Annotated in this window: 17 protein-coding genes; 11 read left to right on the top strand and 6 right to left on the bottom strand. The window is 64.4% G+C overall.

Features of this window, described 5'->3' with window-relative positions; genetic code table 11:
- Window positions 1–8: 8 nt before the first annotated feature.
- Together ABZO33_RS08055 and ABZO33_RS08050 are read right to left on the bottom strand one after the other, a co-directional pair.
- Entirely contained in the window at window positions 9–311 is a 303-nt protein-coding gene (locus ABZO33_RS08055; protein WP_038706005.1) for an urease subunit gamma, read from the bottom strand.
- Window positions 312–321: 10 nt separating this feature from the next.
- Window positions 322–1,155, bottom strand: coding sequence for an urease accessory protein UreD (locus ABZO33_RS08050; RefSeq protein ID WP_414535598.1), 834 nt, complete (start codon window positions 1,153–1,155; stop codon window positions 322–324).
- A 283-nt stretch (window positions 1,156–1,438) separates the two neighbouring features.
- On the opposite strand from ABZO33_RS08050, the gene ABZO33_RS08045 reads away from it, so the two are divergent.
- The 7 genes from ABZO33_RS08045 to ABZO33_RS08015 all read left to right on the top strand — a co-directional run bounded on the left by ABZO33_RS08045 (window position 1,439) and on the right by ABZO33_RS08015 (window position 6,048).
- Window positions 1,439–1,807, top strand: a complete 369-nt coding sequence (locus ABZO33_RS08045) for a glyoxalase superfamily protein (protein ID WP_414535597.1) — start codon at window positions 1,439–1,441, stop codon at window positions 1,805–1,807.
- Window positions 1,804–2,157, top strand: a complete 354-nt coding sequence (locus ABZO33_RS08040) for a hypothetical protein (RefSeq protein WP_414535685.1) — start codon at window positions 1,804–1,806, stop codon at window positions 2,155–2,157. The genes ABZO33_RS08045 and ABZO33_RS08040 overlap by 4 nt, the downstream gene beginning before the upstream one ends.
- Window positions 2,158–2,292: 135 nt before the next feature.
- Complete coding sequence (locus ABZO33_RS08035; protein WP_414535596.1) at window positions 2,293–2,469, top strand: hypothetical protein; 177 nt, start codon at window positions 2,293–2,295, stop codon at window positions 2,467–2,469.
- Window positions 2,466–2,708 (top strand): hypothetical protein, encoded by a 243-nt coding sequence (locus tag ABZO33_RS08030; protein WP_414535595.1) that lies wholly within the window; start codon window positions 2,466–2,468, stop codon window positions 2,706–2,708. Before ABZO33_RS08035 ends, ABZO33_RS08030 begins: the two co-directional genes overlap by 4 nt.
- A 125-nt stretch (window positions 2,709–2,833) precedes the next feature.
- Window positions 2,834–3,853 (top strand): branched-chain amino acid aminotransferase, encoded by a 1,020-nt coding sequence (locus tag ABZO33_RS08025; protein WP_414535594.1) that lies wholly within the window; start codon window positions 2,834–2,836, stop codon window positions 3,851–3,853.
- Window positions 3,854–4,010: 157 nt separating this feature from the next.
- Entirely contained in the window at window positions 4,011–4,691 is a 681-nt protein-coding gene (locus ABZO33_RS08020) for a response regulator transcription factor (protein WP_038706001.1), read from the top strand.
- Window positions 4,669–6,048 carry a sensor histidine kinase gene (locus tag ABZO33_RS08015; RefSeq protein WP_414535593.1) on the top strand — a complete coding sequence of 460 codons (1,380 nt, stop codon included), beginning with the start codon at window positions 4,669–4,671 and terminating at the stop codon, window positions 6,046–6,048. Before ABZO33_RS08020 ends, ABZO33_RS08015 begins: the two co-directional genes overlap by 23 nt.
- A 172-nt stretch (window positions 6,049–6,220) precedes the next feature.
- Here ABZO33_RS08015 and cysS read toward each other — a convergent pair whose 3' ends face one another.
- Together cysS and ABZO33_RS08005 are read right to left on the bottom strand one after the other, a co-directional pair.
- Window positions 6,221–7,603 (bottom strand): cysteine--tRNA ligase, encoded by a 1,383-nt coding sequence (gene cysS, locus ABZO33_RS08010; protein WP_414535592.1) that lies wholly within the window; start codon window positions 7,601–7,603, stop codon window positions 6,221–6,223.
- Window positions 7,604–7,612: 9 nt separating this feature from the next.
- Window positions 7,613–9,316: a glutamine--tRNA ligase/YqeY domain fusion protein gene (locus ABZO33_RS08005; protein WP_414535591.1), complete on the bottom strand. Its 1,704-nt coding sequence runs from the start codon at window positions 9,314–9,316 to the stop codon at window positions 7,613–7,615.
- A gap of 247 nt (window positions 9,317–9,563) precedes the next feature.
- On the opposite strand from ABZO33_RS08005, the gene ABZO33_RS08000 reads away from it, so the two are divergent.
- Together ABZO33_RS08000 and ABZO33_RS07995 are read left to right on the top strand one after the other, a co-directional pair.
- Window positions 9,564–10,067 carry a peptidylprolyl isomerase gene (locus ABZO33_RS08000; protein WP_414535590.1) on the top strand — a complete coding sequence of 168 codons (504 nt, stop codon included), beginning with the start codon at window positions 9,564–9,566 and terminating at the stop codon, window positions 10,065–10,067.
- Window positions 10,064–10,786, top strand: coding sequence for a UDP-2,3-diacylglucosamine diphosphatase (locus ABZO33_RS07995; RefSeq protein ID WP_414535589.1), 723 nt, complete (start codon window positions 10,064–10,066; stop codon window positions 10,784–10,786). The genes ABZO33_RS08000 and ABZO33_RS07995 overlap by 4 nt, the downstream gene beginning before the upstream one ends.
- A 71-nt stretch (window positions 10,787–10,857) precedes the next feature.
- Here the strand turns inward: ABZO33_RS07995 and ABZO33_RS07990 are convergent, their stop codons facing one another.
- Window positions 10,858–13,164, bottom strand: a complete 2,307-nt coding sequence (locus ABZO33_RS07990; protein WP_414535588.1) for an acylase — start codon at window positions 13,162–13,164, stop codon at window positions 10,858–10,860.
- Window positions 13,165–13,364: 200 nt separating this feature from the next.
- Here ABZO33_RS07990 and ABZO33_RS07985 point away from each other — a divergent pair, with 200 nt between their 5' ends.
- Window positions 13,365–13,727, top strand: coding sequence for a fe2+ zn2+ uptake regulation protein (locus tag ABZO33_RS07985; RefSeq protein ID WP_414535587.1), 363 nt, complete (start codon window positions 13,365–13,367; stop codon window positions 13,725–13,727).
- A gap of 36 nt (window positions 13,728–13,763) precedes the next feature.
- Here the strand turns inward: ABZO33_RS07985 and ABZO33_RS07980 are convergent, their stop codons facing one another.
- A complete protein-coding gene (locus tag ABZO33_RS07980) occupies window positions 13,764–13,952 on the bottom strand; it encodes a hypothetical protein (RefSeq protein ID WP_023632313.1) in 189 nt (62 codons plus the stop codon).
- 423 nt (window positions 13,953–14,375) lie between these two features.
- Here ABZO33_RS07980 and ABZO33_RS07975 point away from each other — a divergent pair, with 423 nt between their 5' ends.
- Window positions 14,376–14,756 (top strand): Mor transcription activator family protein, encoded by a 381-nt coding sequence (locus tag ABZO33_RS07975; RefSeq protein ID WP_414535586.1) that lies wholly within the window; start codon window positions 14,376–14,378, stop codon window positions 14,754–14,756.
- Window positions 14,757–14,788 lie beyond the last annotated feature (32 nt).

Below are 14,788 nucleotides of genomic sequence, written 5' to 3'. Positions count from 1 at the left end.
CGGGCTCCTCAAACGATGGGTTCATGCACGGTCACCAGCTTGGTGCCGTCGGGGAAGGTCGCCTCGACCTGGACGTCGTGCAGCATTTCCGGCACGCCCGCCATCACCTGCTCGCGCACCAGCACCTCGCGGCCCAAGCTCATCAGCTCGGCCACCGTGCGGCCATCGCGGGCGCCTTCGAGCACTGCGGCGCTGATCAGCGCCACCGCCTCCGGGTAGTTCAGTTTCAGGCCGCGGGCCAGGCGCCGCTCGGCCAGCAAGGCGGCGGTGAACAGCAGCAGTTTGTCTTTCTCTCGCGGGGTCAGCTCCATGGCGGCTCTCTCAGGTGGCCCAGATGCGCGGCGGGCACGGCGCCAGGCCAAGCACGGCCGGGCGCAGCAGGTGCCAGAGGCGCTGCAGGTTGCGTTGCAGGTGTTGGTTGTCGTGGTCGAGCAGGCGGATCACCAGCAGTGGGCCGAGCAGCGTCGCGCCGGCCGGGGTGTCGAGTTCGTCGAGGATCTGGCGCACCCGCTCCAGCACCGCCGAGTCGGCGGGTACTGCGCAGAAGGTGGCAAGCAACGGGTGCCCGGCCACCTTGTCCAGCAGCCCGCCCTCGATGCGCAGGCGCTCGTGCAGGCCCGGTTCGCCGGGCAGTTCGATGCGCAGGCGGCTGTCCAGCGCGCCCTCCTCGAAGCGCTCGCTCATCACCGGGCGGCCCAGGCACAGCGTCTCCCAGGCCAGCAGGCGCGCGCCGGGCTCGAGGCTGAAACGGCTGTCGAGGCAGGCGCGGGCGCCGTTGAAAAAGATACTGTCCTGCGGCAGCCATTCCAGGGTGCTGTCGGCGGCGAGGTGAAAGTGCTGGGCCAGCCGCGCGGTGGGGCCGATGCTGCGGTAGAACTTGCTCGCGCCGGGCATGGTCAGCAAGGCATGGCTGCCCGGCTCGAGGTGCACGTCAAGCTCGAGGCGGTCGCCGGCGACGATGCCCCCTGGCGGGTGCAGCACATAGACATGGCACGGCGCACCCTCCGGATAGAATGGCCGCTGCACCAAAAGAGGTCCGACATGACGCCGCGCACCAAGGCGGGTCACGCCCTCGCGCTGGACGAAGCGCAACTGCAGGTGGGCGCTCCAGCCCGGGTCTGCCTGCGGTGGGTCGATCTGCTGCGCCAACGACATCCTCAAACCCCTGAAATCCATGGCCTCACGGCCGGATGAGGGCCCTGCGCCGGGCGCTTGCAGGCGCGCCGGGCTGACCACTCGATCAATATTCGCTGGAGGGATATAGCAGGGACCGGGCCAACTGCGCAGATGAACGATGATGAAACTTTCGGACCGTCAGTCATGCCGCAAGGCTGCGGGCCAGAGCGGCTGCGCCCGGACGCGCGATTCAAGTGCCTGGCGGCATGGCGAAGTAGGCTAAAGTGACCACCCTGCCCTTTTTCGAGCCAAGGACGCCCCCATGCAATTCGCCCCCGCCATTCCGATCCTGCGGATCTTCTCGGTCGACAAGGCCCGGGAGTTCTACCTTGATTTCCTCGGTTTCCAGCTCGACTGGGAACACCGCTTCGCCCCAGACCTGCCGCTGTACATGCAAGTCCACCGCGACGGACTGATCCTGCACCTGTCCGAGCACCACGGCGACGCCACGCCGGGCTCGGCGGTGTTTGCCCGGGTCGAGGACCTCAAGGCGCTGGAGCGCGAACTGCTGGCCAAGCGCTACGGTTACGCCCGCCCGCAGGCCGAGGCGGTCGACTGGGGCCTGGAAATGCAGGTGGCCGATCCGTTCGGTAACCGCCTGCGCTTCTGCCAGCAGATCGACAACGTCTGATGGCCAGCGGCAAGCGCGCCCTGGCGCGCCTGGAACGGGAAATGGTCGCCTGCCTGACCGACGCCTGCGCCACCGCCCAGGGCGAGATCGTCGGTTTCGCCTGGCTCACCCACCAGGTGGACCTCGACGACTTCCCCGCCAGCCTGCGCATCACCTGGGTGTTCACCGACGACACCGACAAGGCCCGCGCGCTGGCCGGCGCGGACAAGGCACGGATGATCGCGCTGACGGCCAAGGCGCTGGGCGATGCTGGCATCGTGCTGGACCATGTGGCCTGGCACGTGCGCTTCGACAGCGAAGAAGCCTGCTGGCGCGATCATGGTGGGGACTGGAACCGGCGCTTGCGCTGAGGCCGACCCTCACCCGGGTCAAAATTACAGAAAAATCCCACAGCCAATTCGGAAGCACGGAGCTTCGTTCAACTGCAAAAACCTTTCACTGTCAGGCCCTGGGAAACACGCCCCGGCAACGAAAGGGAAGTCACAGTGCAATTCGAGAAAACCTATCAAGTCATCGCCAACCGCGGCATCGTGCTTGATGTTTGCAGCAGGTTGCCGACTTATCCCACCGGCGACAGGATGGTGTGCGCTGAGGCAACCCTCAGCGGAGGTATCGGGCCGCAGCGCTTCAGCCAATCGCTGATTATCCAGGCCCGCCCATGAATGCCTTCATCGCCGCGGCGCTGCTCACCCTTGCAGCAGCCGTGCTCCACCACAACCTTCGCGCTGCAACGGTACGCAAATGGGCCGGGCTATCTCTGTTTGCCGCAGGCGTGCTGGTTTGGCGGTTCCTTCCTCAGGGCCTGTACCTGGGCGTGGAGTCGTTTATGTGGGTGACATTTCTGCTCTGCACAGGCTCAGGCCTGTTCGTTCATCGTAATCGTCATCGCGACAGCGACTGACCCGAACGAACACGCCCGGCGGATTGTGTGACTGGCCGTTCCCGATCCGCGCCGGATGTATTAAGGTGGCGGGGTGCGCATATAAAAGCAGCCCGCCGTGTTCGGGCAAGAGCAATGAGGGTGTCATGAGTAACGAAAGCATTAACTGGGACAAGCTGGGTTTCGACTACATCAAGACCGACAAACGTTACCTGTCCGTATGGCGTAACGGCGAGTGGGACAAGGGCACCCTGACCGAAGACAACGTGCTGCACATCAGTGAAGGCTCCACCGCCCTGCACTATGGCCAGCAGTGCTTCGAAGGCCTGAAGGCCTACCGCTGCAAGGACGGTTCGATCAACCTGTTCCGCCCGGACCAGAACGCCGCGCGCATGCAGCGCAGCTGCGACCGCCTGCTGATGCCACGGGTCTCGACCGAACAGTTCATCGAAGCCTGCAAGCAGGTGGTCAAGGCCAACGAAAAGTTCGTTCCGCCACACGGCAAGGGCGCTCTCTACCTGCGTCCGTTCGTGATCGGCACCGGCGACAATATCGGCGTGCGCACCGCTCCCGAGTTCATCTTCTCGGTCTTCGCCATCCCGGTCGGCTCGTACTTCAAGGGCGGCATGACCCCGCACAAATTCCTCATCTCCGACTACGACCGCGCAGCCCCGCAAGGCACCGGCGCGGCCAAGGTCGGCGGCAACTACGCGGCCAGCCTGCAGCCGGGCTATGAAGCCAAGAAAGCCGGCTTCGCCGACTGCATCTACCTCGACCCGCTGACCCACAAGAAAATCGAGGAAGTCGGTTCGGCCAACTTCTTCGGCATCACCGCCAACAACGAATTCGTCACGCCGAAGTCGCTCTCGGTACTGCCAGGCATCACCCGCCTGTCGCTGATGGAACTGGCCGAATCGCGCCTGGGCCTGAAGGTCATCGAAGGCGACGTGGAAATCGACAAGCTCGACCGCTTTGTCGAAGCCGGTGCCTGCGGCACCGCCGCGGTGATCACGCCGATCGGCGGCATCCAGTACAACGGCAAGCTGCACGTGTTCCACAGCGAAACCGAAGTCGGCCCGGTGACCCAGAAGCTCTACGCCGAGCTGACCGGCATCCAGAGCGGTGACGTCGAAGCCCCGGCGGGCTGGATCGTCAAAGTCGCCTGAGGCCTCAGCCTGCAGTGAAGACGGGGCATGCCAGCAATGGCATGCCCCGTTTTTCTTGGCTGTCACGGCCCCTGGGCAGCCAGATGAATTTTTCTTAAATCGCCGGTTGTCTATTCTTTGGCACAATCAGGTCTCCACTCGCCGCCCAGGAACCAGCATGCCTCGCGTACTGACCATCGAAGACGACGCCGTCACCGCCCAGGAAATCGTCGCCGAACTGTCCAGCCACGGCCTGGAAGTCGACTGGGCCGACAATGGCCGCGAAGGCCTGGCCAAGGCCATCGCCGGCGGCTACGACCTGATCACCCTGGACCGCATGCTGCCCGAGGTCGATGGCCTGACCATCGTCACCACCCTGCGCAACCTGAAGATCGCCACGCCGATCCTGATGATCAGCGCCCTGTCGGACGTCGACGAACGCGTCCGTGGCCTGCGCGCCGGTGGCGACGACTACCTGACCAAGCCATTCGCCTCCGACGAGATGGCCGCCCGGGTCGAGGTGCTGCTGCGCCGCAACAGCGTGCCGATGACCCAGACCCGCCTGCAGGTCGCCGACCTGGAGCTGGACCTGATCAGCCACGAGGCCCGCCGCGGCGAACAGGCATTGAACCTGCTGCCCACCGAGTACAAGCTGCTCGAGTACCTGATGCGCCACTCCGGCCAGGTGATCACCCGGATGATGATCTTCGAGGAAGTCTGGGGCTACCACTTCGACCCCGGCACCAACCTGATCGACGTGCACATCGGTCGCCTGCGCAAGAAGATCGACTCGCCCGGCCAAAACCCGCTGATCCGTACCGTGCGGGGCTCCGGCTATGCCATTGCCGAACCCGTCTAAAGGCTGGAGCTCATCCACCAGCCGTCTGCTGGCGCTGTACAGTTTCCTGTTTGTGGCCTGGAGCAGCATCCTCATGGGGGTGCTGTACTTCGAGGTCACCAGCTACCTGAACAAGCTCACCCGCCACTCGATGCTACAGCGCCAGCACCTGTTCGCCCACATGAGCGGCAAGCAGCTGGACGACGCGCTGATCGCAAGCCAGGCCTTCGAGGAACGCAGCTTCGACGCCTACGGTTTGTTCGACACCCAGCTCAACCCGATCGGCGGGCGCATCCGTGCGATACCCTCGGAGCTGGGCCTGGACGGCAAGGTGCATGAACTCAAACGTTGCCTGGACGCCGACGATCCCCACCTGCCCCGCGACAGCTGCGATGCCGTGGCGATCAAGGTGCAGGACGGCCGCTGGCTGGTGCTGGTGCGCGACAACGGCTCGCTGTTCGTAGTGACGAGAATCATCCTCGACGCCCTGCTCTGGGGTATCTCGCTGACGTTGATCCCGGGTTTCGCCGGCTGGTACCTGCTGCGGCGCCGGCCACTCAAGCGTATTCGCGCGATCCAGGCCCAGGCCGAGCTGATCGTCGCCGGCGACCTCACCCACCGCCTGCCCCTGTCGGCCCGGCGCGATGAACTGGACATGCTCGCCGCCATCGTCAACGCCATGCTCGACCGCATCGAGCGGCTGATGCACGAGGTCAAGGGCGTATGCGACAACATCGCCCACGACCTGCGCACCCCGCTGACGCGCCTGCGCGCCCAGCTCTACCGCATCCGCCAGCAAAGCGGCAGCGACTCCGTCGAAGGCGCGGCGCTGGACCAGGCGATCGGCGAGACCGACACGCTGATGGCGCGCTTTCGCGGCCTGCTGCGCATCAGCGAACTGGAAGACCGCCAGCGTCGCGCCGGCTTCGTCCGGCTCGACCCGCAGGCGTTGCTGGTAGAGCTTCATGACTTCTACCTGCCGCTGGCCGAAGATGGCGGCATTCGCCTGAACCTGGAGCAGCCAGCGCAGTTACCGGCACTGCATGGCGACCGGGAGTTGCTGTTCGAGGCACTGGCCAACCTGGTAGGCAACGCGATCAAGTTCACCCCCGAGGGCGGACAGGTGCGTATCGTCGCCAGCGAGGACGAGGCCGGCGTGCATATTGCAGTCGAGGACAGCGGGCCGGGGATTCCGGCGGATGAACGCGAGGCGGTGTTGAAGCGCTTCTACCGCAGTGAGGAAGGCCATCGCCACCCGGGGTTCGGGCTGGGGCTGTCGATCGTCGCGGCGATCGTCGACCTGCATGGGTTCGGGCTCGAAGTGGGCTCCAGCGAACTGGGTGGCGCCAAACTAGTGCTGCACTGCTCCGTCGCTTAAAAGCATCGCGGGGCAAGTCGCATCGGCGCACCGCCGCTCCCACGCCAGCACCGTTTGGGTGGTTCTGGCGTGGGAGCGGCGGTGCGCCGATGCGACTTGCCCCGCGATTTTTCCGCCTCGTCCCCGGTCAGGCCTTCAACAGCAAGGCCTGACCGACGATTGAAGCTCGAACTCAGTCAGCCAGGCGCCAGGTGGTGGTGCCCTTGCTGTCTTCCAGCACCACGCCCATGGCGGCCAGCTGGTCGCGGATGCGGTCGGATTCGGCCCAGTTCTTGTCGGCACGCGCCTGCAGACGCGCCTGAATCAGCGCTTCCACTTCAGCGGCATCGACCTTGCCTTCAGCGCCAGCACGCAGGAAGTCATCGGCCTCCAGCTGCAACACACCCAGCACATCGCCCAGCTCGCGCAGACGACCGGCCAGGCCAGCGGCGGCCTCTGGGTCACTGTCACGCAGGCGGTTGATCTCGCGCACCAGGTCGAACAGCACGGCGCAGGCCTCAGGCGTGCCGAAGTCGTCGTTCATCGCAACGGTGAAGCGCTCGACGAATGCCTCGCCACCCTGGGCAGCCACTCGCGGCAGGCCACGCAGCGCATGGTAGAAGCGCTCGAGCGCGCCCTTGGCGTCGCGCAGGCTGTCTTCGGAGTAGTTGATCGCGCTGCGGTAGTGGCTGGCCACCAGCAGGTAACGCACCACTTCCGGATGGTACTTGTCGAGCACATCGCGGATGGTGAAGAAGTTGTTCAAGGACTTGGACATCTTCTCGCCGTTGATGCGGATCATGCCGCAGTGCATCCAGGCGTTGGCGTATTGCTTGCCGGTGGCCGCCTCGCTCTGGGCGATCTCGTTCTCGTGGTGCGGGAACTCCAGGTCGCTGCCGCCGCCGTGGATGTCGAAGCTCTCGCCCAGGCAGCAAGTGGACATCACCGAGCACTCGATGTGCCAGCCCGGGCGGCCCGGGCCCCACGGCGAATCCCAGTAGGGCTCGCCGGGCTTGACGCCCTTCCACAGGACGAAGTCGAGCGGGTCCTGCTTGGCCTCGTCGACTTCGATGCGCGCGCCGATGCGCAGGTCTTCGATCTTCTTGCGCGACAGCTTGCCGTAGCCGACGAACTTGCCGACCCGGTAGTACACGTCGCCATTGCCCGGCGCGTAGGCGTAGCCCTTGTCGATCAGGGTCTGGATCATCGCGTGCATGCCGGGGATATGGTCGGTGGCACGCGGTTCCAGGTCCGGCTTGAGGATGCTCAGGCGACGCTCGTCCTCGTGCATCGCGTCGATCATGCGGGCGGTCAGCGCGTCGAACGACTCGCCGTTCTCGTTGGCCCGGTTGATGATCTTGTCGTCGATGTCGGTGATGTTGCGCACATAGGTCAGCTCATAGCCACTCTTGCGCAGCCAGCGGGTGACCAGGTCGAAGGCCACCATGCTGCGGCCGTGGCCCAGGTGGCAGTAGTCGTACACGGTCATGCCGCACACGTACATGCGCACCTTGTTGCCGTCCAGCGGCTTGAAAACTTCCTTGGTCTTGCTCAGCGTGTTGTAGATGGTAAGCACGAAGGTTCCTCAGCTGCCCCACGAATCGCGCAGGGTCACGGTGCGGTTGAACACCGGGCGACCCGGCTGGGAGTCTTTCAGGTCGGCGCAGAAGTAGCCTTCGCGCTCGAACTGGAAGCGGTCTTCCGGTTGGGCCTGGCCCAGGGAAGGTTCCGCGCGACAACCGCTGAGCACCTGCAGCGAATCGGGATTGATGTTGTCGAGGAACGTGCCGCCGTCTTCGGTCTTCTCCGGGTTCGCGGAGCGGAACAGGCGGTCGTACAGGCGCACTTCGCACTCGATGCTGCCCTCGGCCGGCACCCAGTGGATCACACCCTTGACCTTGCGGCCTTCGGGGTTCTTGCCCAGGGTGTCCGGGTCGTACGAGCAGCGCAGTTCGACGATGTTGCCGTCAGCGTCCTTGATCGCCTCGTCGGCGCGGATCACGTAGCTGCCGCGCAGGCGCACTTCACCGGCCGGCTCCAGGCGCTTGTAGCCCTTGGGCGGCTCTTCCATGAAGTCGTCGCGGTCGATGTACAGCTCGCGGGCGAATGGCAGCACGCGCACGCCCATGTCTTCCTTCGGGTGGCGCGGCAGTTCGAGCTGCTCGACCTGACCTTCGGGGTAGTTGGTGATGACCACCTTCAGCGGGCGCAGCACGCACATGGCGCGCGGCGCGGTGCGGTCGAGGTCGTCGCGGATGCTGAACTCGAGCATCGCCATGTCGACCACGCCGTCGGAACGGTTGGTGCCGATCATCTCGCAGAAGTTGCGGATCGAGGCCGGGGTGTAGCCGCGGCGGCGGTAGCCCGACAGGGTCGACATGCGCGGATCGTCCCAGGCCTCGACGTGGCCTTCGTCCACCAGCTGCTTGAGCTTGCGCTTGGAGGTGATGGTGTAGTTCAGGTTCAGGCGGCTGAACTCGTATTGGCGCGGGTGCGCCGGCACCGGCAGCTTGTCGAGGAACCAGTCGTACAGCGGACGGTGGCTTTCGAACTCCAGGGTGCAGATCGAGTGGGTGATGCCTTCGATGGCGTCCGACTGACCGTGGGTGAAGTCGTAGTTGGGGTAGATGCACCACTTGTCACCGGTCTGGTGGTGGTGGGCATGGCGGATGCGGTACAGGATCGGGTCGCGCAGGTTCATGTTCGGCGAGGCCATGTCGATCTTGGCACGCAGCACGCGCTCGCCGTCCTTGAACTCGCCGGCCTTCATGCGCGCGAACAGGTCCAGGTTGTCCTCGACGCTGCGCTCGCGGAACGGGCTGTTCTTGCCCGGTTCGGTCAGGCTGCCACGGTATTCCTTGGCCTGCTCGGGGGTCAGGTCGCAGACGTAGGCGTTGCCCGACTTGATCAGCTCCACGGCCCAGGCGTGCAACTGCTCGAAGTAGTCCGAGGCATAGCGCACCGGGCCCGCCCATTCGAAGCCCAGCCACTTGACGTCACGCTGGATGGAGTCGATGTACTCCTGGTCTTCCTTGGCCGGGTTGGTGTCGTCGAAACGCAGGTGGCAGACGCCGCCGAATTCCTTGGCCAGGCCGAAGTTGACGCAGATCGACTTGGCGTGGCCGATGTGCAGGTAGCCGTTGGGCTCCGGCGGGAAACGGGTGACGATGCTCTGGTGCTTGCCCGCGTCCAGGTCGGCCTGGACGATCGGCCGCAGGAAGTTCACAGGGACGGCGGGGGCGCCTTTGGCAGCGGCGTTTGGCGCGTTGTCGGCAGTGGGCTTGCTCATAGTGTCCTTGAATGCAGGTAGCCGGCCGGGTAGGCCGATTGAATCAAAGGGCCTATCATAGCCGAAGCAGTCAAGCTGCTGACAGCCGGAGCACCGACAAAGTGGCGCGTTTTGTCGCCGCAGCGGTCTACAATCCGGCAGAATCACCACCCAGTGGCGTGTGTCCCGGTCACCTGATGCTGCGTCAGGTTAACCGAGCGCAGCGCGCACCCTATTTCCCGTATGCCTTGAAAGAGCGAATTTCAGCATGTCCAAAGTCAAACTGAGCACCAACCACGGCGATATCGTCATTGAACTGAACGACGAAAAAGCCCCGATCACCGTGGCCAACTTCCTCGAATACGTAAAGGCCGGGCACTACAGCAACGTCGTGTTCCACCGTGTGATCAAGGGCTTCATGATCCAGGGCGGCGGCTTCGAACCGGGCATGAACGAGAAGAAAGACAAGCGTGCCAGCATTCAGAATGAGGCCGACAACGGTCTGAAGAACGACAAGTACACCATCGCCATGGCCCGTACCATGGAGCCGCACTCGGCCTCCGCGCAGTTCTTCATCAACGCCTCGAACAACGACTTCCTCAACCACAGCGGCAAGAACGTCCAGGGCTGGGGCTATGCCGTGTTCGGTAAAGTGACCGAAGGCACCGAGGTTGTCGACGCCATCGAAAAAGTCGCCACCGGTTCCAAGTCTGGCCACCAGGACGTGCCGAAAGACGACGTGATCATCGAGAAAGCCGAGATCATTGAGTGATACTGCTGATCTCCGATCTGCACCTGCAAGAAGAACGCCCGGACATTACCCGGGCGTTTCTTGATCTGCTCGACGGCCGCGCCCGCCATGCCAAGGCGCTGTACATCCTCGGCGACTTCTTCGAAGCGTGGATCGGCGACGATGCGATGACGCCCTTCCAGCAGTCGATCTGCCAGGCCCTGCGCCGGCTGAGCGACAGCGGCACGGCCGTGTATCTGATGCACGGCAACCGTGACTTCCTCATTGGCCAGGCGTTCTGCGACGCCGCCGGCTGCACCCTGCTGGCCGACCCCAGCGTGGTCGAGCTCGGTGGCGAGGCGGTGCTGCTGATGCATGGCGACACTCTGTGCACCCGTGACGTGGCCTACATGAAGCTGCGCCGCTACCTGCGCAACCCGCTTACCCTGTGGATCCTGCGGCACCTGCCGTTGGGCACGCGGCACAAGCTGGCGCGCAAGCTGCGCAGCGAAAGCAGCACGCAGGTGCGCATGAAGAGCACCGAGATCGTCGATGTCACCCCCGAGGAAGTGCCCAAGGTGATGGCTGCCCATGGCGTGCGCACCTTGGTCCACGGCCACACCCATCGGCCGGCGCTTCACAAGCTGGTGGTCGATGGTCAGCCGGCACGGCGCATCGTGCTGGGCGACTGGGACCGACGGGGCTGGGCGTTGCAGGTGGACGAACAGGGTTTCCAGCTGGCCCCGTTCGACTTCTCCTGAAACATCGCGGGGCAAGCCCGCTCCCACGATTCTCGTAGGAGTGGGCTTGCCCCGCGATGCCATCAACGCTGCTATTTGGCGCTGACCACCTGCCCCTTGTCCCGCTCGCTGATCACATACTGCCGATACTGCGGATCAGCCTTGATCTGCGCCTCGGTGAACGGTATCGGCGCCAGTTGCTTGGCCGCGAAGGCCCGCGTCTGGTCGGCGGCATGCGCCGACGCCCGCTCGCTCGACAACGAGAACGCCAGCAGCCCTTGGGCCTGTGGGCCGTGCTCGGTGAAGCTGACCACCTGCAGATAGCTCGAACCACTCACCACCAGACGCTTGCCTGGCCCCACCGGCACACTGACCATCGCGTTGTAGACGCCCAACGCCTGCGGCCCGCCGGGCACCGGCGTGCCATCGGCGGCCTGCTGGATCTGACCCCAACGCTGGTCGGTGGCGATACCGGCCTCGCTCACCTGCGCAAGCGAGCCCAGCGCTGCCTCGCGCAGCAGCTTGCGCACCGCAGCCTGCTCCACCGCCAGACCACGAGGCGTGTGCAACGGGTCGGCAGGGTCGAACGGTACGCGCCAGCTTTGCGGATGCTCGGCCAGCGCGCCGGCGATATTGATGAAGTGGACCAGGCCGATACCACTATTCTGATCGGCCTTGCCGGTCCACGCCTGCAGGCTGGCACACACCGACTGAATGTCCGCCTCCACGCCCTTGCACCATTGCAACAAGTCCGGCATCAGCAGGCTGGCCTGGTACACCTCGTCATCGAATACCATGTGCTGCAGCTCGGCTATGCCCAGCTTGCCCTTGCCTTGCAGGCGCTGCAGGGCAAAGCGGCTGCGCAGGCCCAAGGGCTGGTCGGCACGACTGACCAGTGGCGAGAAGCCGGTCAGCGGCTGGGCCGGATTGACCATCCACGCCGAATCGTTGGCATGCTGTACATAATCGCGCCGCTCCAGGCTCGGCAACAGGCTCGCGGGGAAGATCCCCGGCTGGGCCGCCTGAGCATCCACCTTCCATTGGCAGGCACTGCGCGAGCCGTCGAGCACCACCAGCGGGCCCGACGCGCCCGGGTTGCTGCACTGCTCCAGCATTTGCTGGTCGACATAGGGCACCACCGACTGGTTCAGGTACAGGGCCTGGCCTGCAGCATCGACCGCCAGGGTATTGACCCAGGGGATACCCTGAAGCTGGCCCACCGACGCCTTCAATGCTTCCAGGCTATCGGCACGGTTGATCCGGTACCACTGCTGCAATACCCGGGTGTTGTCCAGGTTTGCGTCGCGCAGGCTGTAGGCAGCGTGATTGTCCCAATCCAGACGGCCGGGCCATTGCACCACAGGGCCGAACTTCGACAGGTGAATGGTCCGTTCGACCTGGTTGAACGTACCGTCCTCACCCTTCACCGTGACCTTCAGCAGCTTGCGCTCCAGCGGCAGCGACTGGCCGTCATACAGGTAGCGAGTGGCGTCCTTGGGGTCCAGTTGCAGGCGGTAGAGGGTGAAGTGCTTCGAGGTGTCGACCGTGTGGGTCCAGGCCAGGTGCCGGTTGAAGCCGATATTGACCACCGGCAGGCCCGGCAACGCCGCACCCATCACATCCAGTTGCCCGGGGATGGTCAACTGCATCTGGTAAAAGCGCATCCCGCCAATCCACGGGAAGTGCGGGTTGGCCAGCAGCAGCCCACGCCCATTGGCCGAACGCTCGGCGCCCACGGCCACGGCATTGCTGCCACGCTCGGCAGCGAACTGCGCCTGCCGCGCCAGGGCCACGCTGTAGTCGACTGCCGGGCGCTGCGCCGCCAGCTTGGGGGGCGTCGCGGCGACCACGGCCTCGACGAATTGCCCCACACCGCCCTCGGCCAGCAAACGTCGGGTCAGCTTGACCAGGTCACGGCTGGTGATCGGCCGCAGCCACTCCCCTGCCCCGCACTCGGCCGGCAGCCCCTCGGCCCGTCGTTCCCCCAGAGCACGGTTGTAGCCATTGGCATAACCCTCAAGCAGGTCACGCACCGCCACCGGCTGCGCCTTGAGGAAACTGTCTACCGCCGCAGGCTCGTTGAGCCAGGTGAAGAACAGGTCGCTGGAGAGGTTGTCACGCTGCTCGACCGTCTTGCCTTCGGCACCGAAATAGCGGGAGCGCTCGCCATTGACCGTCAGCACCTCGCCGGCCAGCAGGCACAGGTTGTCCTGGGCATAGGCGTAGCCGATGCCGTAGCCCAGGCCACGCTCGTCTTTAGCCAGGATATGCGGCACGCCGAAACTGGTACGACGGATCTGCGCAGAGGCCTCGCCATCGACCTCATGCGCCTGCAGGGTCAGGCTGGAAGCGACCAGGGCAGCGGCAAGGCCCAGGCGAAACAGGGGAAGAGGGATCACAGGCACTCCTCGTGCTTATCGGGGTCATCCCGAACAGACGAATGGCCAGATGAAAATTTTACGTTCGACGCGGTGCTGCAACGTTCTCAACAGAACGTGTCAGATTTTTTTCACCGGGGGTTGCAGTTTTGTCGAGCTCAAACGTCTTTAGATGTGAGGCACCCATGATTTCGGGACAGTCCACGAAAAGGAGCATTCACATGTACAACCCGCAACAATCGCTAGCGGCGCAGCCTGCACCCAGCCAGGCCGCCGCCCCCCAGGAGGAACGCGTGGGCAACGAACAGATCCGCGAGCTGCTGCGCGCCTACGGCTTGCGCACCAGCCTGATCCGCCTGAAGGTCATCGACGCTCTGCACACCGCCGGCCGCAATGGCCGCAGCATTGGTGTGCGTGGCGTGCATGCGCAACTCGAGCAGTTGGACATCCCGCTGTCGTTCCTGAGCGTGCGCGAGGTGCTCAAGCGCCTGTGCAGCGAGGGCGTGATCAACCTGGGCAGCGACAAATGCTACAGCCTGAACCCTCAGGCCCGGGCCGTGCTCGAGCAACCCGCCTCGCGCTGAGCGCATGGCCGGCAAGGATATGCCGGCCCGCCTGCTTCAGGGCTTCACCTTGCGCCGCAGGATCCCGTTGATCACCACCACGACCACCGCAATGGCGATGGCGACGTACTGGAATGTCTGCTCGCTGATAGTGCCCTGCTTCTGCAGGTAACTTAGGCCAAGCATGATCCCCAGGACCACCAGGATGATCAGGATCGAATATTTCAGGCGCTGCACGTGTGTCATCGGAGGTTCCTTGCGACATCGGGGACATGAGGCTCCAGCGGAGCCGACGCCATGATACCTCGGCCGCTTTCCCCTCGCTGCAGTTCCTGCCGACTCCCCACGCAGTAATCCCGCTTTCCTGCCCCTGCCCCACGGTAGCGTCGAGATGCGCCCGTAGGTGCATGTCTAGGTATGCTACCCAATAAGCCATCATGGAACCCTTTCTCTAGATGGTTTGGGGCCTGTAGCGCAAGGGTGAAGGCATTTCCTACTTCAAAGAACCCAATTGCCCGCAAACAGCAGACAGGGACGACTACAAGCACCGGTCCGCTTCGCGCCTAGCGATGCTTTCCATCGCTGTTCGAAAATCTGGCCACGCCACTCGGGCCAGCCGCGTGGCAAACCACGCAGCAGCCAAATCTAAATGATGGAAGGAACCTTTTCGTGGAAATGCCGGACCTGAGCAACATCGACGTTACCCAACTGCCTCAATCGCTGCAGGCGCTTATCGAGTGCATCGGCCTGGACTGTGCCTACCACCTGACGTGTGCCTTCGGCGGGCGCCCCAAGTACATCCCCAAGCATCGCCAACGCACCAAACTGGCCGATGTATTGCCGCCCGAGGCGCTCGATGCGCTGATCCAGCGCTTCGCCGGCCTGGCCTTGGAGATCCCCAAATCCGACCATTTCCAGCGCCAGCTGCGCAACCAGCAGATCCAGCGGGAGAGCGCCAGTGGGCTGTCACGCAGCCTGCTGGCCGACAAGTACGGTTTGAGCCTGCGCCAGATCGGCAATATCCGTCGCCAGGAGTGCCACGCCCGCTGAGCATCCACCCGCGGCCATCGATGGCCGAGGTG

Origin of the sequence: Pseudomonas sp. CAM1A (assembly GCF_047501685.1) — a bacterium.
GTDB lineage: Bacteria > Pseudomonadota > Gammaproteobacteria > Pseudomonadales > Pseudomonadaceae > Aquipseudomonas.
Note: the sequence above shows the minus strand (reverse complement) of the source record. Positions and strands in the feature narration are given on the sequence as shown.